Raw genomic sequence first — 22772 nt, 5'->3', positions numbered from 1 at the left:
GTGCAAAGCCAGGTAATGTATTACTCCAAAATATTGCTTCAAGAACTTTGCTTTTATCCATTGCTGCGTCACTGTTTTAATAGTTCATCACGGTTTAAAGCCCGTGGAGGTTCTTCCATCCATCCATGTTTAATCAAAATCTTAGCCCCGTCTTCAGCGTATTTTAATATTTCTGCAATTAATCGGCTATACATAACCCCAATATCCCTTCTTGGACTCATGGATATGCTTCCCCCGTAGTATCCTACACTAAGTGCAATTAAACTTGTTGTATAAAACATCATTATTCTGTCAGAAAAAGTGTGCGTAATAGAATCAGTAACCTCTGTATCCAATGTCATAGGGGAGGGTAAATCACTTTCTTTTAAAAATGAACCAAATATTTCACAATGCTTATTTGCCATTTCCTTTCCTCTTAACAGAAATTGTTTTACTTCTTCATCCTGTGCAACTTGGCTATAACCAATCAGTGTGGCTGCCCCTAATGCGTTTCTTTGAAAATTGGTGTATAGGTTTGTGATTTCGGTACCAGTAAGGGGTCTTTTTTCTCCAAAAAAGCCTGCCAAAAAACTTTTCTGTTTTACAAAATCATAGGATTCAGGTTTTGGGAGGTATGGTGACCTAGTATACAACCCCTTTGCCAATAATAAATCATTCGTTTGTTTAATAAGATTGTCTGATTCCCGTAAACACTGACTAAAGAAGCTATAAACATCTTCTCTGACTGCTACAGTTGTTGCCGTGCTATACACATTTATACCAATTTTACCAAGATAATTAACATTATTTAATAAATAAGTATCAGAAAACAACCTCGGGGCAGTCACATCAACGTCTTCATTTAATTCAAAACCATGAGGAACAGGATAACCTTCCTGAGTAAAAATCTGTGTTATTGTGTTCACGTGCAATTGTGAAATGTCTAATGCATATTGAATAACAGATTTAATTTCAGTATCTTCCACTGTATTAAGATAGTATTTTAAATGGCAGATGGAACCACTGTCATTCATGTATGTAGCCCATAAAGTTGTTATCTCTGCTGATGTTAATTTGATACCGGTACGTTGAATGAACTCCATTGTCTTCACTCCAAATCAAATATGGTCTAACCTTCAGTTTATCCTTTATGTAACTATATATGTAAGATGAAGTTGTGGCTTATCCTATAAAGATCGCGAAAATAGGATCCCTATACGAAAAAGACAATTGATCATAAGCATTTTGAAAGAAGGTGATATTCAAGGTCTACCTAACCCATATTCTGTGCCATTAATTAAGTAGTTTTTGAAGGCAATTCAAGGATATTGGATCACGTCCTTTGTTCCGTTATTTCGGAGCTAATACTTTATAAAGTACTCGTCCTTATTACATAATCATCGGGCAAAATAAAAGTTAATTTAAAATTGAAGGTGCAGGCTAACCAGTTATTCCATTAAGAACGCTACGATGAAGGTGGTGTAATTAACAATGGACGATGTTGTAATGTGTCCTGAATGTGGTAACCAATTGAAGCAAGGATATATTTTCTCTCCTCGAAGAATTTGCTGGTCAGACTCACCTGATTCCATCTTTGCGGATTTTGGAAGTGAAATATTAATAGGTGATGCATGGTTAAAAGTCAAAAAAGTTCCAGCGTTAAGGTGTGAAGAGTGTAGTGTAGTTATTTTCAAACATGGTGAAAACAAAGATATAAAATAGCAGTAAAGTAATTTTGAATTGAGTTTATTGTTTCGTTAAATCGGAGCATATCTGGAAGAGGGATAGTCAACTGATGGAATCAAATTTTTTTAAAAATATTGGGTGGAGGCTTTAAATTGTATAGACTACTATTAGTAATTTCTTATTTATTATTCTTGATTCCCGTTTTATTCATCGCTAATTTTTTCTTGGATTTTATTACGCTCAACAAGCTGCAAGGATTGCCTATATTCTTTCCATTACTATTTTGCACAATAGGGCTCCTTTTCGCGGCGAAGGCTTTGGGTTATAAAAAGAGTGTTTTTTCAATAGCTGCTATAGTAGGAAACGGCGTCTTAATAATGTTCCCCTTTATTTATCTCTTCTTTGGCACTCTGATATTTGGCACTTGAATAAATGTGACTTGAATATAGACTTTGTTACGATGGCTAGTAGATAATAATTCAATCTTCCGTTAAATCGGAGCTTATCTGTAATTAGGATAAGCTCTAATTTGAATAAAATAAAGATTGAGTTAGTCATTGAAATTTGAAATAATTGGTATTGAAATGATTGAGTAGATAAATGGAGTAAATAGAAATAATTAAAAGGAGAAGGTAGTGGATAATGATGGATAAACTTCTCTTGGTTCTATTGTTACTTGTTGGTGCTGTTTATCTTGGTTTCAACAGCGCTGGTTTAATGGCTGTTTTATTTAATGATGTTTTATGTGTCTTAATGCTAGTTTACATTTATACAGAAAGTGATGTGAAACCAAGTTATTCTCTTTATTGAATTAAATCGGAGCAAGAATTGAATATTGAGAGGGTTACCCATAATTCGATTTAAGGAGGACAAATGGTCATTAGATTCATAAGAGTTATAAGTATTTTTTTCGTTCTTTACTTCGTATCAGCTTGGGTTTTACATATTATAGTAGAGAATGCACCTGATGCCTTACCATTGTTTTTTGTAGGACTAATTGTTCTGTTAGTGATAGTAGTAGGATTTTTAATTAATCATTATAGAAGAAGACAATAGTACACCTAACGTAATTTGTTGCAGTTGTAAATATCTTCAATTCAAGTCTTCGACAAACTCGGAGCGTTTGCTTAATAAAAAGTAAGCGTTCTATGCAGGTTTAGGGAAGATTAACGTAATAAGTCAGAGACGATTTAAAATGCTAATTGACTTACGAAATCATCTAATATATAATATTTTCAATATTCAATACGGAATAACAGGCTTTGAAGAGACGAGTAATTATGATCTATTATTTCCAGAGAGCCTCCGGCAGGTGAAAAGGGGCAGTAATGATTATAATGAATAAAAACTCTGAGCTTCGCACGGATCTATGAGTTTTCATAGTGATACTGCGACGGGATCTCCCGTTAAAGAGATAGGGTATAATCAATGTATCATAAATTGCCGTACCCGAAGAGGTTGATATGGTGACATATCAATAAACTGAGGTGGTAACACGGAGCTATAAACTCTCGTCCTCAAGATGAATAATCTTGGGGGTGGGAGTTTTTTTGTTGATCAGAAAGTTGAATCCATAAAAATTTAAACTTATTGAAGAAAAAAACGAATGGAGCGAAATTTATGATTAATGAAGAATCAAAGGTTAGAATTGAAAAGTTAGAGACGTTAAAGTCCCAGGGTATTTCAGTTTACCCTGAAAGGTTTACAACAAATTATGAACTCTTTGACGCGTCTCAACTAAAAGATGGAACTTCTGAAGTCAGGATAGCAGGAAGAATAATGAGTATTAGAAACTTTAAGAAGCTAATCTTTATAACCATCTCGAATATACAAGGAAGTATGCAGCTTCTTTTAAAAAAGGATGAGGTTGGCGATCTAGCGTTTGAGCATTTTAAAGAGGTATTTGATACAGGAGATTTCATAGGTGTGGAAGGTCGAATGTATATCACAAAAACGAACGAAAAAACTTTGCGGATCGAAAGTTATGTTTTTCTTGGGAAGGCATTGCGAAGCCTTCCTGAGAAATGGCACGGTATAAGTAATGTTGAGCTTCGATATCGACAGCGTTATTTAGATTTAATGATGACAAAAGACACGCAAAATCGATTACTCAATAGGAGCAAAATGATACGTTCCATCCGTAGGTTTTTTGAAGACCAAGAATTCCTAGAAGTCGAAACACCGGTGTTACAGCATACTTCATCTGGGGCACTTGCAAAACCATTTAGGACATATCATAATGCATTGGAAACTGAACTTAACTTGAGAATAGCGCCAGAAACGTATTTGAAGAGGTTAATCGTTAGTGGATTTACAAAAGTCTTCGAATTTGCGAAGTGTTTTCGAAATGAAGGTATAAGTCCCCAACATCTTCAAGAATTCACAATGGTTGAAGGGTATGCCGCTTACTGGAATTATGAAGATACGATGATGTTTATGCGTGAAATGGTATTATTTATACTAGATCAAACATTTGATTCTACGACTATTAGTATTCAAGGTCAGTCTATTGATTTTTCACTAGATTGGGAAGTGATCTCATTTAGGGATTTGATTCTCAAAGAAACTGAAATAGATATAGATCTTTATCCTAACGTAAAAGATCTTTACGAAGAAACTCAACGAAGAAACATTGAATTAGAACATTCAGATATTGACTCTTTAGGAAGAGGAAATTTCATTGATTTACTCTACAAAAAGACGTGTAGACCTCAACTTGTAAAACCAACTTTTTTAATCCAACATCCTATTGATTTATCACCACTTGCAAGAGCTAGTGATGAGAATAAGTCTATTACAGATCGCTTCCAATTAGTCGTAAATGGTGCGGAAATTATTAACGCGTATTCTGAACTTGTTGATCCGATTGAACAAAGAAAAAGGTTGGAAACTCAAGCGAAGTTAAAAGGCAACGGAGACTTAGAAGCTATGGAGATGGATGAAGATTACCTAACAGCAATGGAGTATGGTATGCCTCCTATATCAGGTTGGGGATTTGGAATCGAACGATTATTGATGGTATTAACGAATTGTGAAACGATAAAAGATTGCACGATATTCCCATTGACTAAAAAATTGTGAAGTTAAACCTTAATTCCATTAAATCGGAGCTTATCTTTAATAAGATAGGCTCCTTTATTTGTAAGAAAAGATTGAGTTATTTGCATTGGTTTGAAATAATTGGTATTAGAGGTTTGATCAATCTAAAGGAATAACTTACTTATCCGAAAGGATGATCGTATTGGTAAAAACGAAAAGTATAGTTATAGCACTGTTAACATTATTTGTGGTTGGAGGAGTTCTTTTTTATTTTATGATTTTAGATCTTTCTTCAATAGCTAATAATGACGAAAAGGTTCATATCAAAGCAGCTGAAGTGGCATCTCCGGAAAAAAGAAGCAAACTTGAAGAATTAAAGAAATCGATTGAAGCTGAAGGAAATAACCAAATTGAAATGTCTATATATAATTCAACCCTTTCCTTTGGAAGAGAACCAGATCCTGTAATATTAGAAGAAACAACCGATCATTCCAGTAACTAAAATTTTGTTTTAGGAAGAAACTTATCTTTAAAGACATGGTTGAATACTTTGAAGGGTGTTATTAATGGTATCGAGCATTTTCGTAATACTTATGCTATGGTTTTGTTTGGTTATATACAAGCTATTTAAGAAGAAACCGAGCAATAATAAAGAAACTTTATTTAATCTTTTTAATAGGATGAAGACGTTAAAATTTTCTCTGAAGCTATTTGTAATTTGCGTTGCATTTTTGGATGTGTTTGTCATTATTTTATCGATTCAGGGTTATTACTTCTTATTTCTAAAATCAACTAGTTTAATTATTCCAATAGCCCTCACATATGTAGCTTCTTGTGTTTTAGCTAATGGACTTAACTTAGAAAAATTTTGGATCATACTAACTACGGTGTTAGTGTTACCTGTTCTAGGTTTAATGTGTTTTTTCAATATAGTAGAAAACAATTCGTATTCAACTATTGATTCCCCATCAAAAGAAAAAATGATTATTATAGAGCATAGAGAAGCAGCGTTAGGAGAAACAAATCACTTCTATAATTTTTATAGAAGAACTGCCGTTCCGCTTGTAGTGAAGAAGTTAAATAGTGAAACTGTAAGGATAGTGACCAGAGGATCAAGTGCTGGAAATTTAGAAGTGTTAGGAATTAATAATGCTAATTGGGTTGATGGACAATCTGTTACTTTTCATTCTCCCTTTGCAGAAACCATAGTGCAATTGAGAAAGTAGATATCCGATTATATTCAACAATCTCGGAGCAATTGTTTAATAGATCAGGGCACCTATATACAATAAGTTTTAAAGGTGGTGGTTATTTTGACTTTAGACAATAAAGAGAAAAAAGAGTTGTGCAAAGTAATATTGACCTTTGGATTTGGTTGTTTAGCACTCTCGCTGATACCATTTGTCCTGAATCTTTTTTGAGTTGATGTTCCAACCATTTATATGTCCATTCTTTCATTACCTTTGAGCGAAAAAAGATTAAGTAGCAAAACTAAAGAACACAAAAAAGAAATGGGAGGACATTATGAAAAAAGGTTTATATTTTCTTCTTTTATTGATAGTAGCAGGTTCATTTGTTATTAATCTGTTTGTAGTTAGTGAAACCACTAGAACAACTATTAACATCTTAGGATTAATAGCAATTATTGTTATTGCTATTGGATCAAGAATTAACTTTTCAAAGACTATTAAAAACTAATCATATTACCAAAAACTTAAGGTAAGCAACTACGACATTCAACAATCTCGGAGCGATAGTTTAAAAGAGTTTTTGCTTTATGCTCCAAAGTTGCTGTTATTTGAACATTAAAGAGAAAGGAATTGATAATGATTCGTTCAATATTTTCTATAGTAAGTTTAGGGTGTATATTTTTATTGACCGCCTGTATAGGGGAGGATTACGATTTCACTCCTCCAACAATGACAGTTTGGTACCATCATCTAAACGATTATGATTCATATGAGCTTAAAAAGGCTTCCGTGAATTGGGAAGGTCCTAATGAGGAATACAAAAAGACTGTTGTTGATTTTCAATCATTAGGAATCGAACAGAATCAAATTAAGGTCAATGCTGGTTCAGAAGGAAACCTAGAATTAGGACATTCTGATTTTCAATTAGAAGAGTTTCAAGTATCTCTGTGGCAAAACAATGAAGAGATTGAATTGCCTGTAAATAAATCTAATGGTTTTCAATTTCCAGATTCAAAAGGTAATTATATCTTAGAAGTGAATCTGTCTTCTGATATGGGAGATGTTCAATATGTGGGTAACATCGATCTAAATTAACACTAATTTAGGGTGAATTTTAGAATTTATCCTGATCCCAAGTCTTCTGGTTTATCGGAGCGCTTGCTGAATAAAAGGTAAGCGCTCTATGAATGTTTTGAACAGTTTTATGGAATAAAGGGTTATGTTATACTCTGTCTAAATTTTTAAAAAAGGGGAAATCTGTAATGGATTCATTAAGTGTTAAAGAACTACACTCAAAGGCTCAAATTATTGAAGCATTTCCTGTTATGAAACAATTACGAGCTCACTTAGATGAAGATACATTTCTTGACCTAGTATTAGAGGCAAAAGAAATAGAAAGGTATAAAATGTTTGCCTTATTTCATGGGAAAGAAATCGTTGCAGTAACTGGATTTAAACCTATGACCACTCTATATTACGGTAGATTTGTATGGGTTTGTGATTTAGTTACCGACACTAATATGCGGTCAAGAGGATATGGTGAAAAACTACTTACCTACGTTCATAATTGGGCAAAAGAAAATAAATATGAAAGTGTTGCATTATCTTCAGGGTTACAGCGTAAAGACGCACACAGTTTCTATGAAAATAAAATGGATTATGCCAAAGTAAGTTATGTATTCAAAACAAATTTAAAGTAAACCTTATATGTTGCAATCACCCCGAGGATAAAAACCGGAATAAAAAACAGTTATCGTTTTAATGTGACTAAAGCGATTCAAAATGAAAGAGGAGACATTTATAATGATTGAATTGAAACCTTTTGAACGTGCTGACTTTGAAAAACTTATAAATTGGATTGAAACTCCTGAGTTCCTACTACAATGGGGAGGTCCTAATTTCACTTTTCCATTGGATGAAGATCAGCTTGGTGTTTATTTGAAGGATGCTAACAATGATGATTCTGATGTATTGATTTATAGTGTCTTTGATAGAGAGACTGACACAGTAATCGGACATATCTCATTAGGTAAAATCGATAGAGGAAATAAGTCTGCGAGAGTAGGGAAAGTGTTAGTCGGCGATAAGAATGTAAGAGGAAAAGGGATCGGCAAACATATGATGACCGAAATTCTTAAAGTAGCATTTGATGAACTATATTTACATAGAGTCAGTCTTGGTGTGTTTGACTTTAATTCATCAGCAATTGCTTGTTATGAAAAGGCTGGATTTATCAAAGAAGGTTTACTAAGAGATTCGAGAAAAATTGGTGAAGAATACTGGAGTTTGTGGGAGATGAGTATTTTAGAGAGAGAATGGTCCCAACGAAAAATAGATTAGAGAATACGAAAAAACGTTAAAAAAACCATTCCTGTTATCTTGATTTCAAGTCTTCCAGTTAATCGGAGCGTTGATCGACCAAGGATAATGCTCCTTTTTGTTTAACCCATCGACCTGGCAGGAAAAACCTTGAGTAGGGTTCTGTAATTTATGTTAATATCAGAATAGTTTTAAAATAAGGAAGGGGAAATTTTATTGGCATATGAAGAAACCTGTCCTTTTTGTAACCCAGATAAGGACAAGGATCAAAACATATTATTTGAGAATGAATCTTGTTATTTCTTACAACATAACGAACAACAAGATGTATTAGAAGGATGTGGAGTCATTGTTCCTAAGAACCACCACGCTAATGCATTTGAATTAACGAAAGAAGAGTGGAACGATACATATGACCTTTTACAGGATGCTAAGAAATTCTTAGATGAAGAGTTTTCTCCAGATGGTTATACACTTGGTTGGAATGTCGGCGAAGTATCAAATCAATTTATTTTCCATAGTCACCTTCACGTGATACCAAGATATAATGACGAACCATTGTCTGGTAGAGGATTACGTTATTGGCTAAAGCAACCTGAAAATAGAAGAGAAAAACTAAAGGCACTTAAGTAGTAATCTTCCACAAACTCGGAGCGATGTTTGAATAACAAAGGGAAGCTCACTTTTAGAATACATTATTCTCACTGTATTAAGGATGGTTGATAAGTTTGTTAGTTGATGGAGAAGTGGTTATTGTTTTTGGAATAATATGTTACATAGCGGTGAGGGGAATATTCGCATTAAAACTTAAATACAAAAAGTCTTTTATATGGTTGAAAGAATTATTAAGAATGCTAGCTGTAATATACATATTTGTGGTTATTTCAGTAACGCTATTCCCATTGGTATTAGGTGATAACACGTACGGAATGAATTCTTTTAGGTCATTAAATTACACTCCTCTTACCTCTATATTCAGAGACATTGAACAAATAGGTACAGCTTATAATGGAGATACACTGTTTATGCTCAAGCTGATAGTGAAAAATGTTGGTGGTAACATACTATTGCTGATGCCGTTGGGATTCTTTGCTCCGATGTTATTAGATATGTACAAGAGGCTAAAGAATACACTTTTACTTGGACTTCTTGCCTCTTTATCTATAGAATGCCTACAATTTGTTGAACTTCTTTTAGGAATTGGATTGGGACGCGTAGTCGATATTGACGATGTTATTTGTAATGTACTAGGGACTGTTTTGGGTTTCCTTGTTTATAAAATGATATTTGCTAAATTGAGTAAGGCTATGACACCATCCCAACGATCAAGTGGACTAATGAATAATTGAATTTCCCTTTATTAAAGTATCTCAGAGCGATAGCTACACAGTGGTTATCCCTTAGCAATCTGGTGCAAGATTTGACGAAACGTTATTCTATTAAGGGGTGAGGTTATGGGGTTTTGGTATTTCTTAATATTATTTGTAGGAATATTTTTAGTTGTTAAGGGGCTACTTGGGAATAAAAGAAATGGCTTGGTATTGATAGGTGTCATAAGTATTGCGTTCTCAATATTTATGTTTACACCAGGAAGTGATGAAATCGTTTCAGAACTATTAAATTTTTTTGGTATAGATATATGAGTAATCTCCTACTAGGTATTTTCACTAATGGTTACAGTAATCGAGTATTGGAAGTAATATGACAATCTTCCACAAACTCGGAGCGTTAATCTAAAAAGGATTACGCTCCTTTTTGTTTAAGTTAATAACAGGGAAGTTTAACGGAATAAGAGGTTGTTATATTCAATCCATAAGAGGGCCAGAGATTGTTGAAGAAAAACCTGTTCAGTTTATGCTAGAAACTAAATGGAATACTAATCATAAAATACATTAAAAAGTGGGGATATCAATGGTTGCAAAAGCTAAAAAGGATTTAGATGGATTGAAAATAATTGGTGAAATTTGTGGAGCGATTCGTGATGAATTGGTCCTTAGTACGAAACCCGGAATTACCACAAAAGAACTGGATGAAATTGCAAGAGAGATGTTTGAAAAGGCAGAAGCTCAATCTGCGCCAAAAGGAGAATACGATTTTCCTGGGTATACGTGTATTAGTATAAATAATGAAGTGGCGCATGGGATACCGAAGAGAAAACGGGTCATCCATGAAGGAGATTTAGTGAATATAGACGTTTCAGGTTCAAAAAACGGATATTATGCAGATACTGGAATTTCATTTGTAGTAGGGAAAGGAGACGCGGCATTACAAAAAATATGTGACGTTTCTAAAGAAGCATTCCATGCTGGACTTAAGCAGGCAAAGCCAGGTTCAAAAAAAAGTGCTCTTGGAAAGGCTGCACACAATGTAGCGAAACGCCATGGGTTAACAGTAATAAAAAATCTTACAGGACACGGTATTGGACGTTCGCTTCATGAAGAACCTAAACATATTTTTAATTATTTCGCTAGTTGGGATGATGAAATCTTAAAAGATGGTGCGGTAATTGCCTTTGAGCCTATGATCTCTACATTTGAAGAGGAAGTTTTCCAATCTGAAGATGGATGGACTTTCTTAACCAATGAAAGCTTTGTGGCTCAATACGAACATACGGTTATTCTTACAAATGAAGGACCAATTATTACTACATTATAAAAAGCACAATACGGCAATCGAGCGCAATTCAAGAATATTAATTAAGTCCTTTGTTCCGTTATCTCGGAGCTTTTTACGGAGCAAAAAACGTTTTTAGAGCTTGGAACCATATAAGCCGTACCAAGCTCTTTTTTGAGATATTAGCGAGTAACACATTTAATTTTTACTGCTGGTTGTCTTTTGATCTATAGTCGGTAATCCTGAATAGAATTTGTTGTGACGAGAAATTTTTTAAGGTCCAAAAAAGAATTCTGGAACCATAGCCCACAAGCTAATTAGGAGCAATACAATAGTTGGTGCAGCCCAATAAACAGTGTCTACGCCCTTTCGTTCCATTATGTATAATATCAGGACCAATACAATCATCAATAGTGGTAACAAAGGGTAGGCTCCATTTGCTACAATCTGATAAATCCATATGATAGTAATAAGAATGCCTGACAAGATATTAAAAATATGAGGTTTTTTCAAGATCTACCTCCTTTTGGATGGAATTTACCATTTCGATTATACACTACAATAGTTATACTTCTTATTCAATATAATCGGAGCTTATCTTCAATAAGATAAGCTCTTTTTTCTATGGAAATTTTCCTTGCTTTCTATGATTATTGAATTGGTTATGCATAGTGTTATACTTTTAATTCTGTTCTTCTCATTACCGAATAAGAGCGATCCATTTATCTAAGGGTCAATACATATCTAACTTCTATTGATTTCGTGTGGTGTCCTCACTTTAAGTGAATATTGCATGGTGAATGAGCCACTTATGCGCAAAATTAAACCACCGATTGCGGAAGATAGAGCCACCATTTGCGGAGTAGAGTGCCACAAAAACATATTTTCACAATATACCTCCGGTATACTTAAGGGACATGCCTATAAAGCATGACACTTGTGTAGAAGGAGGATTTTTTTATGGTTAATTATCGGAAGATTCTGGGGATGGAGTTCGATGGCATAAGCCAGAGGACGATCAGTTCCAGTACCGGCCACTCGCGAAATACAATCGCTGAAGTTGTCCAGCGGGCTAAGGAAAGAGGGTTAAGGGGGTTAGAGGATTCCATGAATAATCAGTGGCTTGGGACTTACTTGTTCCCGGAGAAACAAGCAATTGAAAAGGGATACTGCCCCGTTGATTTTGAGTGGGTTCACAAAGAACTACAAAAGAAAAATGTCACCCTGACGCTTCTGCACAACGAATATGCAAGTGCAGCTAGAGAAGATGGAAAAGTCCCATATGCCTATCGGACATTCGCTGAAAAATATGGGAACTTCGCAAAGAAGCATAAGCTGACCATGCCAATTAGAAGAAAGCCAGGCGAGATTTTAGAGGTGGACTGGGCAGGAACGACGCTTAAAATCATGGATAATTCGACCGGAGAGGTTATACCAGCGTATGTGTTCATTGCCACTCTTCCCTACAGTCAGTTGAGTTATGTAGAGGCATTTCTTGATATGAAATCAACTTCCTGGCTGCGTGCACATATTCATGCATTCGAATATTTTGGAGGCGTTACCGAGGCATTGGTACCTGATAATTTGAAGACGGGCGTGACTAAGCCCCACCGGGGCGACCCAATGATCAATGAAGCTTACCGGGAATTAGCCGATTACTACCGGGCGGTTGTGGTGCCCAGTCGCGTCAGAAAGCCGAAAGACAAAGCGAGTGTAGAAGGAACTGTCGGATACATATCAAGGCAGATCATTGCATCATTACGAAACTATCAGTGTTTTCATCTCGAGGATTTGAATGCACGAATCTTTGAAAAGCTGGAAGAAATCAATACGATGAATTTCCAAAAGCGCGAGGGTTCTAGGTTCAAAGTGTTTGAAGAAGAGGAGAAGAGCCACCTTCATCCTCTACCTCCAACACGGTTCAAGATGACGGAATGGGCAACTGCCAAAGTTCAACCGAACTACCACGTTCAAGTGGACTATAAGTTCTATTCCGTCCCCTATGAATACGTCCGCGAGGATGTCGATGTCCGAATCACTGCGGATGTAATTGAATTGTACTTTAAAGATGTGCGGATTGCATCCCATCCACGTAAACAAAAATCAGAAGATTCGTATGCCACAAATCCGGATCACATGCCAGACCACCATCGGCTTTATCTCGATCACAATCCAGAAAACAACCGTAAATGGGCGAGGACTGTCGGACCGAATACGCAACGTCTGGTTGAACATATCTTGAAAACAAATGTTGAAAAGAAAGCTTTGAATATATTGAACGGATTGAGAAGTACAGCCTCTAAAAGAACGGAATCAGAGCTTGAGGAAGCGACCAAGACCTTACTGGAGATATCCTCCCATCCCACCGTTGCCGTTCTTAAAAGCATCTTGGAGAGGCAGAAGAAAAAGCAAGCGAACAAACAGCTAGTTGGGGAACCGCAGACAGAGGACTATGGTTTTACCAGAGGCGCTACCTATTTTGGGAGGGATAAAAAATGATCAACCAAGAAACCTTACGAAAGTTAATGGACATGAAGATGAGTGGAATGGCGGACTTATATCAACTACAGAATGAAAATAAAGACTTCCAAGGCATGGATTTTGATGATCGTTTTAACCTATTGGTGGATACGGAATATGATCGCAGAAGGTCGAATAAGTTAGACCGATTGATTAAACAAGCCACATTTGATGACTCGAGCGCAGCCGTTGAACTGATCGAGTATCACGCTGACCGTAAGTTGGATAAGCAGTTAATTTTAGAGCTGGCGTCCGGCACCTATCTTCAGAAGCATCATAATATTATCCTTATGGGCGCTTCAGGCAATGGAAAGACATGGATATCAAATGCTTTCGGCATTCAGGCCTGCCGGCAGTTCTACAAGGTGAAATATATCCGATTGCCCGAATTATTGGATGAACTCGCAGTTGCCAAACATGAGGCAGATGGAAGTTTTCGCAAACTGATTAAAAAGTACAGATCGATTGATTTATTGATATTGGATGAATGGCTCCTGAGTGAGCTGTCTCAAGATCAAGTACTCCACGTTTTAGAAATTATCGACGCGAGGCTCAAGCGGACTTCTACCATCTTTTGTTCCCAGTTCTCACCCGAAGGGTGGCATTCCAAACTCGGACAAGCCCAGGTAGCTGATGCGATTCTTGACCGGATTGTCCATGACTCTTATAAAATACTAATCGATGGCCACATATCAATGCGTGAAAGGCATAGTTTAGTCGCTCCTCGTTGACCATATTAAAGCAGAGAGTCACTAGTGAAATTTACCCGGTGGCTCTCTTCTATGCATTCACTGGCTCCATTCTCCGCAATTGATGGCTCAAAACTTCGCACAAGTGGCTTTTTCGTTCCGCAATACTCACTTTAAGTATCCTTTCAAAATCCAGCAAAGAAAATTCATCATAACCTTCAGAAAAAAATACAACCAAATGAGCTATGTTCCGTCTAATAGGTGAAAGGGTGTGAAAGATGATTACTAGTAAAAAACGGGATGATGAATATGAAGATGATCTCAGCAAAGAAGAGCGAGTTGAATGGTTAATGAACGAGTACGGAAGAAATATCACTCGCTTAGCATTTACCTATACAAAACAACAACAGCTTGCTGAAGATATCGCACAAGAAGTTTTTATTAAATGCTATAAAAATCTAGATAGTTTTCGAAATGATTCAACTTATAAAACTTGGATTTATAGAATAACTGTAAATTTATGCAAGGATAAGCTGAGAAGTTGGTCCTTTAAAAATATCGTTTTAAATGATTTCTTTTCAAAGTCTCGTCATACATATGATACTCCGGAAACTGAATTGATAAATTTAGAAAGTAAAAGAATGCTTTCTGAACAGGTTATGTCGTTACCAGTCAAGTATCGAGAAGTGATTATTCTCTATTATTATGAAGAACTATCTTATAACCAAATCGTTGAGTTGTTGCAAATACGAATGCAAACAGTGAAGTCTCGTTTACACAGAGGACGTATTTTGTTAAAAAAACGACTCGAAGGAGGTAAAACAGATGGATGATTTCTTAAAGAATCTTAAAGAGGATATGAATGAAACAGTGTTAAAAGATATTGATTTTGACAATAAACATAAACGAAACGTCAAGAATGCCATTTATTACAATCAAAAGAAGACAAGAATCAACATCCAGCAAAGATTAGGGTTTTTGTTAAGTATAGGATTTACGGTAATTGTTATGTTTGGAATTGGTTATTTAACTCTGGATAAGTTGGGGTTCATGGCTCTTGATGAAGCATCTCCAACAAATGAAACAAGTGAATTAAAAAGCGATATAAAGGCGGGCGATGAGGATAACTTTTTCACTCCCCCGGCTCAGGATGAACTATACGATGATTTGTCAAAAGAAGATGTGTCTACAAAAATGCTGAATACTGTTGATTATTTTAGTACAGCATCAGGAGAATTTGAATTACAAAATGTATACGATGATAACTCAGAAAGCAATGAAAGGATCGAGTATACGGTTAGCTTGGAAGAACATGTTGGAGAATCTGTGATCTCAACCTCTTTTTATGATGAAGAGATAATGGGAGTTAAGTCCAATATAAATAAAACATTTTATGATGGACAAAAGGTATGGAGAATTGACAACAATAGAGAGGAATATTATGTGAATGAACCTGAAGTTAACGGCAAACAGCAAACCGTTTATCCAAACGAAGTATTCCAGGTGGAGTTAAGAAAGCTCTATGATTCTCCTGGCGTATTCAGGCAAAGTCCACCGGATAGCAGTGCCCATATCTCTTTGTTTCCATATGAAAAAGTAGCTTATTATTTAAGAGAAGAAAATCTTTGGGATATTGAAAAACAAAACGAAGAACTACTCGGCCATAATACAATTGTTTTATATGGCGAGATACCAAAAAGTGATACAGATCGAATGAAAGGTAACCAATTTCGTTTTTGGGTAGATAAAGACACAGGTATTCTCGTGCAGTATGAAGTATACGATCAAAATGGAGCGGTGACTAGCTACCTACACCCAGAACGTTTAGAAATAAATCTACCAATTTCCTCAAAAGAGTTTATACCTAATCTTGAAAATTATAGTGAGATGGAAGTAGATCAGCCTTCTTATGAAGATTCGAAAGAAGCAGATATAGAGGTAGTGGATCACGCGGATTATTATCCAGAGGAAGTCGATGTCGTCTTGACGAGACTTGAGAAAGAACTACCATTTTTATATGAATTCAAGAATAAGGAGTTGGAACTTTATTCTGCTAGTTATGAAAAATATAAAGACTATAAACAGGCCTATCTAACTTATAGCTATAAAAAGGATGAAGATGAAGATGGCTCAGGATCCAAACTTTTATACGTTCGTCAGTATCATAAAGATGCTGTTGTTCGTTCGATAGGAGATTTCGATACAGGAGCGAAAGATAAGCTTGAAGAGTTTGATTTAAATGGGATTCATTGGGTTAGCTACAAACTTAACAATATTCCGGAATCTCATTTTATTGGAAAATCTGATGATTACAAATACGAAATCGTAACCCAGGATATTTCTGCAGAAGTAACGAAACGATTATTAGCCTCATTCAAAAAGAATGATTGAAGTAGGATAGTTTACAGGGGGCATCATGAATAGCATAAAGAAAGAAAAAAGGAGTCATTTACCATACCGGCTAAATATATTGTTTTTGTTCGTATTCTTACTGTTTTCTGTTTTAATTTTTCGTTTAGGATATCTCCAATTAGCTCAAGGTGATGATTTTGAAAATCAAGTAGAAGAAACAGATAATGTGGAGGCTAAAACAACTTCCCCTAGAGGTATGATGTTTGATCGTTACGGTAGAGTTGTAGTAGATAATAAACCTACCTTTATTATTACTTATACTAAGACACAGGGGACTACTCAACAAGAAAAACTGGAAGTGGCAGAACATCTTTCAAAGTACATTGAGAAAGGGACTGAAAAAATAACTGAAAGAGACTTGAAAGATTATTGGATTATTACTCGTCCAAAAGAGGCAAGATCGAAGTTAAGCGATAAAGAAACCAAAGATCTTAGTGACAAAGATGCGTATCAGTTACAGTTAGATCGTATTAAAGAATCAGATCTAAATAAAATCTCAAAAAAAGAATTAGAAATTGCAGCCATTAAACGTGAAATGGATGGTGGATACGCATTATCTTCCCAAACAATTAAACAGGATTTGACGAAAGATGAAATTGCTGAAGTGAGCGAACATCTGAGTGACCTCCCGGGGATAGAAGTTGCAGCTGATGCGATTCGTGAATACCCTTATAATGAAACAATAAAAACTCTATTAGGAAATACAGGACAAATTGCCGAAGAGGAAGTAGATGCTTATCTTCAAAAGGGTTATGGATTAAATGATAATGTGGGAATTAGTTTCTTAGAAAGACAATATGAAGAGTATTTAAGGGGACAACCGTCAAAAACAAAATTTGTAACTGATAAAGAAGGAAATCCAATTGGAGATCCAGAAGAAATTCCGGGCTCCAGAGGCGGAGATCTAGTGTTAACTTTAGATATGGAGCTTCAACAATCTGTAGATGAGATTTTAAAAGAAGAGATACAAGAAGCACGCTCAGAAGGAAATTATTCGTTGGAACGCGCTTATGCAGTAATGATGGAGCCAAAAACTGGAGAAATATTAGCAGCTTCAGGACAAGAACTAACAAATAAGGGATTTGAAGATCGTTCATACGGAGCATTTATGGATGCTTATGCAATGGGATCTACTGTTAAAGCAGCTACTGTATTAACGGGCTTTCACTATAGGGCCATTCAACCAAATACTTATTTTTATGATACTCCACTATATTTTCCTGGAACAGAACCAAAGAAATCATATGTGAACATGGGGAGTATTAATGAATTAACTGCCCTTCAACGTTCATCCAATGTCTATATGTTTAATATTGCAATGGAAATAGCTAATCATAAGTATGAAAAAAATCAAGGCGGGGCTTTCGATATAGAAGCTTATTCAAAAATGAGGAATGTGTTTTCTCGATTTGGTTTAGGAGTAAGCACCGGAGTGGATATCCCTTCTGAAGCAACTGGTTATGAGGGGAATAGTAATATATTAGGTAATTTGCTTGATCTCAGTATTGGTCAGTTTGACACTTATACCCCTATTCAAATGGTTCAATACATTTCAACCGTAGCAAATGATGGACAAAGGATGGAGGCACATTTACTCAAAGAAGTGCATGAAGCTAATAATGGAGATGAGCTTTCAAACAATATTTTATATCAGTATACACCCAAAGTAATGAACACTGTGAATATTGATCAAAAGTACTTTGATATAGTTAAAAAGGGCCTATGGATGGTTACACATACTAATCAAGGCACGGCCAATTTTTTTAGTGATAAATCTTATAACCCCTCCGCAAAAACTGGAACTGCAGAGTTTGGAGAAGATAACTATAATTTAACTCTTGTAGGGTATGCTCCTTCTGATGATCCTGAAGTCGCTTTTGCAGTTGTAGTGCCAGATATCGATAACACTAATGAAATTAATCATGATATTAGCGAACGGATAATGGACAAGTATTTTGAAATGAAAAAATCAGGACATCAGATGGAAGTGAAAGATAAAGGAAATGACTAAAACATATCTCTATTCAAATCTTGAATCGAGGAGAAATCAGTGCAAAAAAAATCAGTTTATTTACTTGTAATATCAATTCTTGTATTTAGTGTTTTTGTATACTATATATATGGACAAGAATATAGATACGCAAAAGAATTCGCGAATGAACTATATGAGTATTCAATTCCTCCAAACACAGTACTAATTGAGAAAGGTTATGATTTTGCCTACAACTATGGAGGAGGGCCTAGGGGTAATGGAGGATATCCAACGGTAGTCGCTTTCATGAAATTATCATCTTCTCTCAGTGAGCAAGAAATATTCAATTACTACAACCAAGATGATATTGAAGTATATTTTGACTGGTGGGTGGAAGAGGAAAAAGGCAAAGAGTGGTACGAGGGGATAAAACCAAAACCTCAAAAGCTAAGTGATAAGGAAAATATCAATAAAACTATTAAAGTCGTTATTCAAAAAAGAAGTCTCCTTGTCACTCCTTATGGGGAGGTCGTTTACTAAGTTAAATTTATCAAAATGGTTAATTAAGATATGGAAAACAAACTTATCTCAAATTTGAGTCTTCAACAATCTCGGAGCAATTCTTTAATATCATAGCTTTGTAAACGTGGAATATCAATCTTCATTTATCAGACGTAATCCCCAACTGAGGAATTACGTCTTTTTTTAGAATAAGGTTGAGTATGTGGGTGTGCTTTGAAATAATTGGAATTAAGTGATAAGTTAGCAATTTTTTTATGAATGTACTTTTATTTTAATTGGAGGTTTTTTATGTTATTAGCAGCTGGATTTAATACTGGGGATGTTATATTCCAGGTTATTACATTTCTTCTTTTAGTAGCTATACCTGTAGGGATTGTGATGCTCATCATTTTATTAAATAAGAGAGCGTCTAGACTAGGGCGAGTGGAAGCGAAGATAGATAGGTTATTAGAAGAGAAATCTGATCGAACGTAAAACTTCGATCATTACAAGATAGATTAATTTGAGATCGAGTCTTCAACAAGCTCGGAGCTTATCTGTAATAAGATAAGCTTCTTTTAGTGTGAAAGAAAAGATTGAGTTGTTTGCACTAATTTGAAATAATTGGTATTACATATGTGTTGGTGATTGCTAAATAGAATCTTGAATCTCCATTTAAAGCATTAAATTTTTGAAAGGGAAGATAACTTATTTAGGAGGAGTGAAAATGACGAATAGAATAGTTGTTGCACTAATAGGTAGTTTTCTTATTTTTGCGGTTGGTTTGTTTAGATTATTTACTGAAACGCTATCCTCAACACCTTTGTTCATTACCTATGTATTTATTATTACAGGGTCAATTGGTGTTGTTGTTAATGGGGTAAGATTAGGGAAAAGCCATAATATCTAATTATCACAGGATTATAATATCTCGGAATCAAGTTTTCCGGAATCTCGGAGCTTATCTGGAAGACCAAGAACGTTATAACTTAATATAAATTCACCTGAGTCCGGTGCTACTAGTCGATAGCTTTGATCAAAATTAAGAAGGAGTGATCTAACTATGGCAAAAAACAAATTACTAAGAATGGACAATGTTGGCATCGTTGTAGAATCCCTTGATGACGCAATCTCATTCTTCGAGGAGATTGGCTTGAACCTCGAAGGGCGAGCCACTGTCGAAGGTGAATGGGCTGGTCGCGTAACAGGATTGGGTTCTCAGTGCGTAGAGATTGCTATGATGGTTACCCCAGATGGTCACAGCCGACTTGAACTTTCGCGATTTCTCACCCCACCTACTATATCAGATCACCGGACTGCTCCTGTAAACGCCCTCGGTTATCAACGCGTCATGTTCACCGTTGAAGACATTGACGAAATGGTATCCAGACTCACTAAGTATGGTGCTCAGCTCGTTGGAGAAATGGTTCAATACGAGGACTCGTATCGGCTCTGCTACATTCGTGGAATCGAAGGACTTCTAATCGGTTTGGCAGAACAACTCGGTAACAAATAAGTAAGCGAGGTATTATAAAGAGCCTTTACTGAAATATAAATTACTGAAGTAAAAATTGAAACAGACAAGCAGTGTGAAAGTAATTCGAAGAAGTAGGGAAGCAGATTCACGCGAAAACGTTATATGCCAATCCGTCTCGATTCGAAGGGAATTCTTATTCAACAATCTCGGAGCTTATCTGTAATAAGATAAGCTTCTTTTTTATTAAATAAAAGATGGAATTATCGTTGACGTTTTGAAATAATTGGTATTAAGATATTGAGCATTTAGTAATACATTGGAATTTAAAGCAAAATAGGAAGAGGTTCTTGTTTATGTCTAAGGAGACGTTTATACAAGTAAGTGATTATAAATTGTTTACTAAACTGATTGGAAAGAAGAACGGTAAACCGACTGTTGTTATGGAAGCAGGATATGGAGATTATTCAAAGGGGTGGGATTCGATTATTTCCGAAGTTGCTTCGTTAACAGAAGTGCTTGTTTATGATCGAGCAGGTTTAGGAAAAAGTGAAGCAAGTTCTAAACCTAGAACTAGCTTAGAGATGGTAAAGGAATTGAAGGAACTCCTTAATAAAATGTCCATTACCCCTCCATACCTATTAGTTGGACATTCTTTTGGTGGAGTTAACACAAGGCTGTATGCCAGTAAATATCATGATGATGTTTATGGCTTAATACTAGTGGACTCGACTCCGGAAGATTATAGGGAAAGGTTCCTGCCCACTATGTCAGAAGAATTCCAAGAAGCCTATCGTAAACAATTCACTGTAGAAGGCAACTATAATGAATTTGGTGAAAGTTTAAATCAATTAAAGGAATGCAAGGTGCGCCTAAGCGTCCCTTTGATTGTTCTATCAGCTGGCAAAAAAGATCACTATTCGGCTGAATCACAAAAACTATGGAATGAAATGCAGGAGGAGATCCTTCGAATTTCTTCTAATAGTGAACTAATAATTGCTGAAAATAGCGCTCATTACATACAAGACGATGAACCATCCGTTGTTATAGGTGCAATAAAAAGGCTATTAGAAACATCGGAAGAGATTTAATCTACTATTATTTAGGTTTCCATACTCACAAATGCAATCAGTTTATTAAAATGGAGGAAAGACAACATGGAAAACAACTTTACTATTATTCATGAGCCACCAACTCTGAGGAATATACTTTGATTACAATTAATTTATTGTTATGAACAATGTTATCCATATAGGGAGAGAGACGAACATGATTAAATATCCTATTTTAAATCAAGGAGCCACAATAGGAGTTACAGCACCGTCATCTGGTGTTCCAATTGAACTACATGGACTTCTTGAGACAGCTTGTAATCGTTTAGAATCTAGAGGGTTTAAGGTTACCTTCGGTGATACTATTTGGACACAACACAAAGCAAAATCTGCACCAGCTATAAATCGGGCTAAAGAATTTAATTTGATGATGTTAAACGATCAAATTCAAATTATCATCCCGCCATGGGGTGGGGAGTTACTTGTTGAATTACTGGAAAATATTGATTTTGAACAAATACAAACCAAATGGGTATTGGGATATTCAGATGTGAGTGTTCTATTGTTAGCTATCACATTAAAGACAGGAATAGCTACTGCACATGGTACTAACTTAGTAGATTTAAGAGGTGAATTTTCAGATGAAACAACTTCAATGTGGGAATCGGTTTTATCAATTGAAACTGGTTCATCAATCGTCCAAAAATCTTCAAAAATGTATCAAAAGGAGTGGCAGTTCGATAGCCCTACTCCATATGTATTTAATTTAACGGAAAAAACTGAATGGAAATCTATTTCGAAGAACAATGTTAAAATCAAAGGGCGTTTACTTGGCGGGTGTATTGATGTAATTAGACATTTAATTGGTACACCGTTTGGAGATGTAAGAAAATTTAATGAGCAGTACATCAATAATGAGCCTATAGTGTGGTTTTTTGAAAACTGCGATTTATCGACAACAGATCTGAGAAGAACGTTAATACAGATGAAATTAGCCGGGTGGTTTAAAAACTGTTCAGGAATTATGTTTGGGAGAAGTGCAGCAAATACACCAGTTGGAAATTATTATGTAGAAGACGTTTATAATGATTTGTTCGAGGATATTAGAGTTCCAATTATTTACGACATTGATTGTGGTCACGTGCCACCACAAATCACTTTAATAAATGGTTGCTACGCAGAAGTAGAATTGAGTAAGGACAAAGGTATTATTTTGCAACATTTTATTTAATTTGTTTATATTGTTCAACAATCTCGGAGCATTTGTTGGGGTACCGCCAGCAAAACGCGGAAAACGTACGCTAAGCAAAATTCGACACGAAAATA

General features: G+C 35.6%; 26 protein-coding genes and 1 other annotated feature. Of the genes, 24 read left to right on the top strand and 2 right to left on the bottom strand.

Going from position 1 to position 22772, the window contains the following annotated elements:
- Nucleotides 1–68: 68 nt before the first annotated feature.
- On the bottom strand, nucleotides 69–1082 hold the full coding sequence (locus AC0VYJ_RS17920; protein ID WP_475365789.1) for a DUF3231 family protein: 1014 nt from the start codon (nucleotides 1080–1082) through the stop codon (nucleotides 69–71).
- Between the two features lie 388 nt (nucleotides 1083–1470).
- Here AC0VYJ_RS17920 and AC0VYJ_RS17915 point away from each other — a divergent pair, with 388 nt between their 5' ends.
- The 13 genes from AC0VYJ_RS17915 (at nucleotide 1471) to map (ending at nucleotide 10868) form a co-directional block, all read left to right on the top strand.
- The gene (locus AC0VYJ_RS17915) at nucleotides 1471–1701 is read left to right on the top strand and encodes a PF20097 family protein (RefSeq protein ID WP_283152820.1); all 231 of its coding nucleotides are present in this window, start codon (nucleotides 1471–1473) and stop codon (nucleotides 1699–1701) included.
- A gap of 606 nt (nucleotides 1702–2307) precedes the next feature.
- Nucleotides 2308–2475, top strand: a complete 168-nt coding sequence (locus tag AC0VYJ_RS17910) for a hypothetical protein (RefSeq protein ID WP_283153700.1) — start codon at nucleotides 2308–2310, stop codon at nucleotides 2473–2475.
- A 443-nt stretch (nucleotides 2476–2918) separates the two neighbouring features.
- Nucleotides 2919–3187: a binding site (T-box leader), on the top strand.
- 98 nt (nucleotides 3188–3285) lie between these two features.
- Entirely contained in the window at nucleotides 3286–4746 is a 1461-nt protein-coding gene (lysS, locus tag AC0VYJ_RS17905) for a lysine--tRNA ligase (RefSeq protein WP_475365788.1), read from the top strand.
- Between the two features lie 160 nt (nucleotides 4747–4906).
- Complete coding sequence (locus AC0VYJ_RS17900) at nucleotides 4907–5206, top strand: hypothetical protein (RefSeq protein WP_303531087.1); 300 nt, start codon at nucleotides 4907–4909, stop codon at nucleotides 5204–5206.
- Nucleotides 5207–5270: 64 nt separating this feature from the next.
- On the top strand, nucleotides 5271–5930 hold the full coding sequence (locus AC0VYJ_RS17895; RefSeq protein ID WP_475365787.1) for a hypothetical protein: 660 nt from the start codon (nucleotides 5271–5273) through the stop codon (nucleotides 5928–5930).
- Between the two features lie 298 nt (nucleotides 5931–6228).
- A complete protein-coding gene (locus AC0VYJ_RS17890) occupies nucleotides 6229–6402 on the top strand; it encodes a hypothetical protein (RefSeq protein ID WP_475365786.1) in 174 nt (57 codons plus the stop codon).
- Nucleotides 6403–6530: 128 nt separating this feature from the next.
- On the top strand, nucleotides 6531–6989 hold the full coding sequence (locus AC0VYJ_RS17885; RefSeq protein WP_475365785.1) for a hypothetical protein: 459 nt from the start codon (nucleotides 6531–6533) through the stop codon (nucleotides 6987–6989).
- Between the two features lie 167 nt (nucleotides 6990–7156).
- The gene (locus AC0VYJ_RS17880) at nucleotides 7157–7594 is read left to right on the top strand and encodes a GNAT family N-acetyltransferase (protein ID WP_475365784.1); all 438 of its coding nucleotides are present in this window, start codon (nucleotides 7157–7159) and stop codon (nucleotides 7592–7594) included.
- 103 nt (nucleotides 7595–7697) lie between these two features.
- Nucleotides 7698–8234 (top strand): GNAT family N-acetyltransferase, encoded by a 537-nt coding sequence (locus tag AC0VYJ_RS17875; protein WP_475365783.1) that lies wholly within the window; start codon nucleotides 7698–7700, stop codon nucleotides 8232–8234.
- 195 nt (nucleotides 8235–8429) lie between these two features.
- The gene (locus AC0VYJ_RS17870; protein WP_475365782.1) at nucleotides 8430–8846 is read left to right on the top strand and encodes an HIT family protein; all 417 of its coding nucleotides are present in this window, start codon (nucleotides 8430–8432) and stop codon (nucleotides 8844–8846) included.
- Nucleotides 8847–8941: 95 nt separating this feature from the next.
- Nucleotides 8942–9562 carry a VanZ family protein gene (locus AC0VYJ_RS17865; RefSeq protein WP_475365781.1) on the top strand — a complete coding sequence of 207 codons (621 nt, stop codon included), beginning with the start codon at nucleotides 8942–8944 and terminating at the stop codon, nucleotides 9560–9562.
- 105 nt (nucleotides 9563–9667) lie between these two features.
- A complete protein-coding gene (locus AC0VYJ_RS17860; RefSeq protein WP_475365780.1) occupies nucleotides 9668–9856 on the top strand; it encodes a hypothetical protein in 189 nt (62 codons plus the stop codon).
- Between the two features lie 268 nt (nucleotides 9857–10124).
- Nucleotides 10125–10868 (top strand): type I methionyl aminopeptidase, encoded by a 744-nt coding sequence (gene map / locus AC0VYJ_RS17855; RefSeq protein ID WP_475365779.1) that lies wholly within the window; start codon nucleotides 10125–10127, stop codon nucleotides 10866–10868.
- 231 nt (nucleotides 10869–11099) lie between these two features.
- On the opposite strand, the gene AC0VYJ_RS17850 is transcribed toward map, so the two are convergent.
- Nucleotides 11100–11339 (bottom strand): hypothetical protein, encoded by a 240-nt coding sequence (locus AC0VYJ_RS17850; RefSeq protein WP_475365778.1) that lies wholly within the window; start codon nucleotides 11337–11339, stop codon nucleotides 11100–11102.
- A gap of 447 nt (nucleotides 11340–11786) precedes the next feature.
- Here AC0VYJ_RS17850 and istA point away from each other — a divergent pair, with 447 nt between their 5' ends.
- From istA to AC0VYJ_RS17795, 11 genes are all read left to right on the top strand, one after another.
- Nucleotides 11787–13325 carry an IS21 family transposase gene (gene istA, locus AC0VYJ_RS17845; RefSeq protein WP_475365777.1) on the top strand — a complete coding sequence of 513 codons (1539 nt, stop codon included), beginning with the start codon at nucleotides 11787–11789 and terminating at the stop codon, nucleotides 13323–13325.
- Nucleotides 13322–14077: an IS21-like element helper ATPase IstB gene (gene istB, locus AC0VYJ_RS17840; protein ID WP_475365776.1), complete on the top strand. Its 756-nt coding sequence runs from the start codon at nucleotides 13322–13324 to the stop codon at nucleotides 14075–14077. The genes istA and istB overlap by 4 nt, the downstream gene beginning before the upstream one ends.
- A gap of 236 nt (nucleotides 14078–14313) precedes the next feature.
- On the top strand, nucleotides 14314–14868 hold the full coding sequence (locus tag AC0VYJ_RS17835; RefSeq protein ID WP_257147693.1) for a sigma-70 family RNA polymerase sigma factor: 555 nt from the start codon (nucleotides 14314–14316) through the stop codon (nucleotides 14866–14868).
- Entirely contained in the window at nucleotides 14861–16426 is a 1566-nt protein-coding gene (locus AC0VYJ_RS17830; protein ID WP_475365775.1) for a hypothetical protein, read from the top strand. The genes AC0VYJ_RS17835 and AC0VYJ_RS17830 overlap by 8 nt, the downstream gene beginning before the upstream one ends.
- Nucleotides 16427–16451: 25 nt before the next feature.
- Entirely contained in the window at nucleotides 16452–18458 is a 2007-nt protein-coding gene (locus tag AC0VYJ_RS17825) for a peptidoglycan D,D-transpeptidase FtsI family protein (RefSeq protein WP_475365774.1), read from the top strand.
- A gap of 39 nt (nucleotides 18459–18497) precedes the next feature.
- Nucleotides 18498–18959 carry a hypothetical protein gene (locus AC0VYJ_RS17820; protein WP_098444768.1) on the top strand — a complete coding sequence of 154 codons (462 nt, stop codon included), beginning with the start codon at nucleotides 18498–18500 and terminating at the stop codon, nucleotides 18957–18959.
- A 270-nt stretch (nucleotides 18960–19229) separates the two neighbouring features.
- Entirely contained in the window at nucleotides 19230–19415 is a 186-nt protein-coding gene (locus tag AC0VYJ_RS17815) for a hypothetical protein (RefSeq protein WP_475365773.1), read from the top strand.
- A gap of 232 nt (nucleotides 19416–19647) precedes the next feature.
- Entirely contained in the window at nucleotides 19648–19830 is a 183-nt protein-coding gene (locus AC0VYJ_RS17810; RefSeq protein ID WP_475365772.1) for a hypothetical protein, read from the top strand.
- A 153-nt stretch (nucleotides 19831–19983) separates the two neighbouring features.
- Nucleotides 19984–20436: a VOC family protein gene (locus tag AC0VYJ_RS17805; RefSeq protein ID WP_394171874.1), complete on the top strand. Its 453-nt coding sequence runs from the start codon at nucleotides 19984–19986 to the stop codon at nucleotides 20434–20436.
- Between the two features lie 314 nt (nucleotides 20437–20750).
- Nucleotides 20751–21485 carry an alpha/beta fold hydrolase gene (locus AC0VYJ_RS17800; RefSeq protein ID WP_475365771.1) on the top strand — a complete coding sequence of 245 codons (735 nt, stop codon included), beginning with the start codon at nucleotides 20751–20753 and terminating at the stop codon, nucleotides 21483–21485.
- A 178-nt stretch (nucleotides 21486–21663) separates the two neighbouring features.
- Nucleotides 21664–22677 carry a S66 family peptidase gene (locus AC0VYJ_RS17795; protein ID WP_475365770.1) on the top strand — a complete coding sequence of 338 codons (1014 nt, stop codon included), beginning with the start codon at nucleotides 21664–21666 and terminating at the stop codon, nucleotides 22675–22677.
- The last annotated feature ends 95 nt before the right edge of the window (nucleotides 22678–22772 follow it).

The sequence above is a fragment of the Anaerobacillus sp. 63XJN7_5_ISO-PGPR-S23-430 genome, from assembly GCF_056173695.1.
Note: the sequence above shows the minus strand (reverse complement) of the source record. Positions and strands in the feature narration are given on the sequence as shown.

Excerpts from the sequence above, each read along its gene's own strand:
- AC0VYJ_RS17920 (WP_475365789.1), bottom strand. The coding sequence starts at position 1,082 with ATGGAGTTCATTCAACGTACCGGTATCAAATTAACATCAGCAGAGATA.
- AC0VYJ_RS17915 (WP_283152820.1), top strand. The coding sequence starts at position 1,471 with ATGGACGATGTTGTAATGTGTCCTGAATGTGGTAACCAATTGAAGCAA.
- AC0VYJ_RS17910 (WP_283153700.1), top strand. The coding sequence starts at position 2,308 with ATGATGGATAAACTTCTCTTGGTTCTATTGTTACTTGTTGGTGCTGTT.
- lysS (WP_475365788.1), top strand. The coding sequence starts at position 3,286 with ATGATTAATGAAGAATCAAAGGTTAGAATTGAAAAGTTAGAGACGTTA.
- AC0VYJ_RS17895 (WP_475365787.1), top strand. The coding sequence starts at position 5,271 with ATGGTATCGAGCATTTTCGTAATACTTATGCTATGGTTTTGTTTGGTT.
- AC0VYJ_RS17890 (WP_475365786.1), top strand. The coding sequence starts at position 6,229 with ATGAAAAAAGGTTTATATTTTCTTCTTTTATTGATAGTAGCAGGTTCA.
- AC0VYJ_RS17885 (WP_475365785.1), top strand. The coding sequence starts at position 6,531 with ATGATTCGTTCAATATTTTCTATAGTAAGTTTAGGGTGTATATTTTTA.
- AC0VYJ_RS17880 (WP_475365784.1), top strand. The coding sequence starts at position 7,157 with ATGGATTCATTAAGTGTTAAAGAACTACACTCAAAGGCTCAAATTATT.
- AC0VYJ_RS17875 (WP_475365783.1), top strand. The coding sequence starts at position 7,698 with ATGATTGAATTGAAACCTTTTGAACGTGCTGACTTTGAAAAACTTATA.
- AC0VYJ_RS17860 (WP_475365780.1), top strand. The coding sequence starts at position 9,668 with ATGGGGTTTTGGTATTTCTTAATATTATTTGTAGGAATATTTTTAGTT.
- map (WP_475365779.1), top strand. The coding sequence starts at position 10,125 with ATGGTTGCAAAAGCTAAAAAGGATTTAGATGGATTGAAAATAATTGGT.
- istA (WP_475365777.1), top strand. The coding sequence starts at position 11,787 with ATGGTTAATTATCGGAAGATTCTGGGGATGGAGTTCGATGGCATAAGC.
- istB (WP_475365776.1), top strand. The coding sequence starts at position 13,322 with ATGATCAACCAAGAAACCTTACGAAAGTTAATGGACATGAAGATGAGT.
- AC0VYJ_RS17835 (WP_257147693.1), top strand. The coding sequence starts at position 14,314 with ATGATTACTAGTAAAAAACGGGATGATGAATATGAAGATGATCTCAGC.
- AC0VYJ_RS17830 (WP_475365775.1), top strand. The coding sequence starts at position 14,861 with ATGGATGATTTCTTAAAGAATCTTAAAGAGGATATGAATGAAACAGTG.
- AC0VYJ_RS17825 (WP_475365774.1), top strand. The coding sequence starts at position 16,452 with ATGAATAGCATAAAGAAAGAAAAAAGGAGTCATTTACCATACCGGCTA.
- AC0VYJ_RS17815 (WP_475365773.1), top strand. The coding sequence starts at position 19,230 with ATGTTATTAGCAGCTGGATTTAATACTGGGGATGTTATATTCCAGGTT.
- AC0VYJ_RS17810 (WP_475365772.1), top strand. The coding sequence starts at position 19,648 with ATGACGAATAGAATAGTTGTTGCACTAATAGGTAGTTTTCTTATTTTT.
- AC0VYJ_RS17805 (WP_394171874.1), top strand. The coding sequence starts at position 19,984 with ATGGCAAAAAACAAATTACTAAGAATGGACAATGTTGGCATCGTTGTA.
- AC0VYJ_RS17800 (WP_475365771.1), top strand. The coding sequence starts at position 20,751 with ATGTCTAAGGAGACGTTTATACAAGTAAGTGATTATAAATTGTTTACT.
- AC0VYJ_RS17795 (WP_475365770.1), top strand. The coding sequence starts at position 21,664 with ATGATTAAATATCCTATTTTAAATCAAGGAGCCACAATAGGAGTTACA.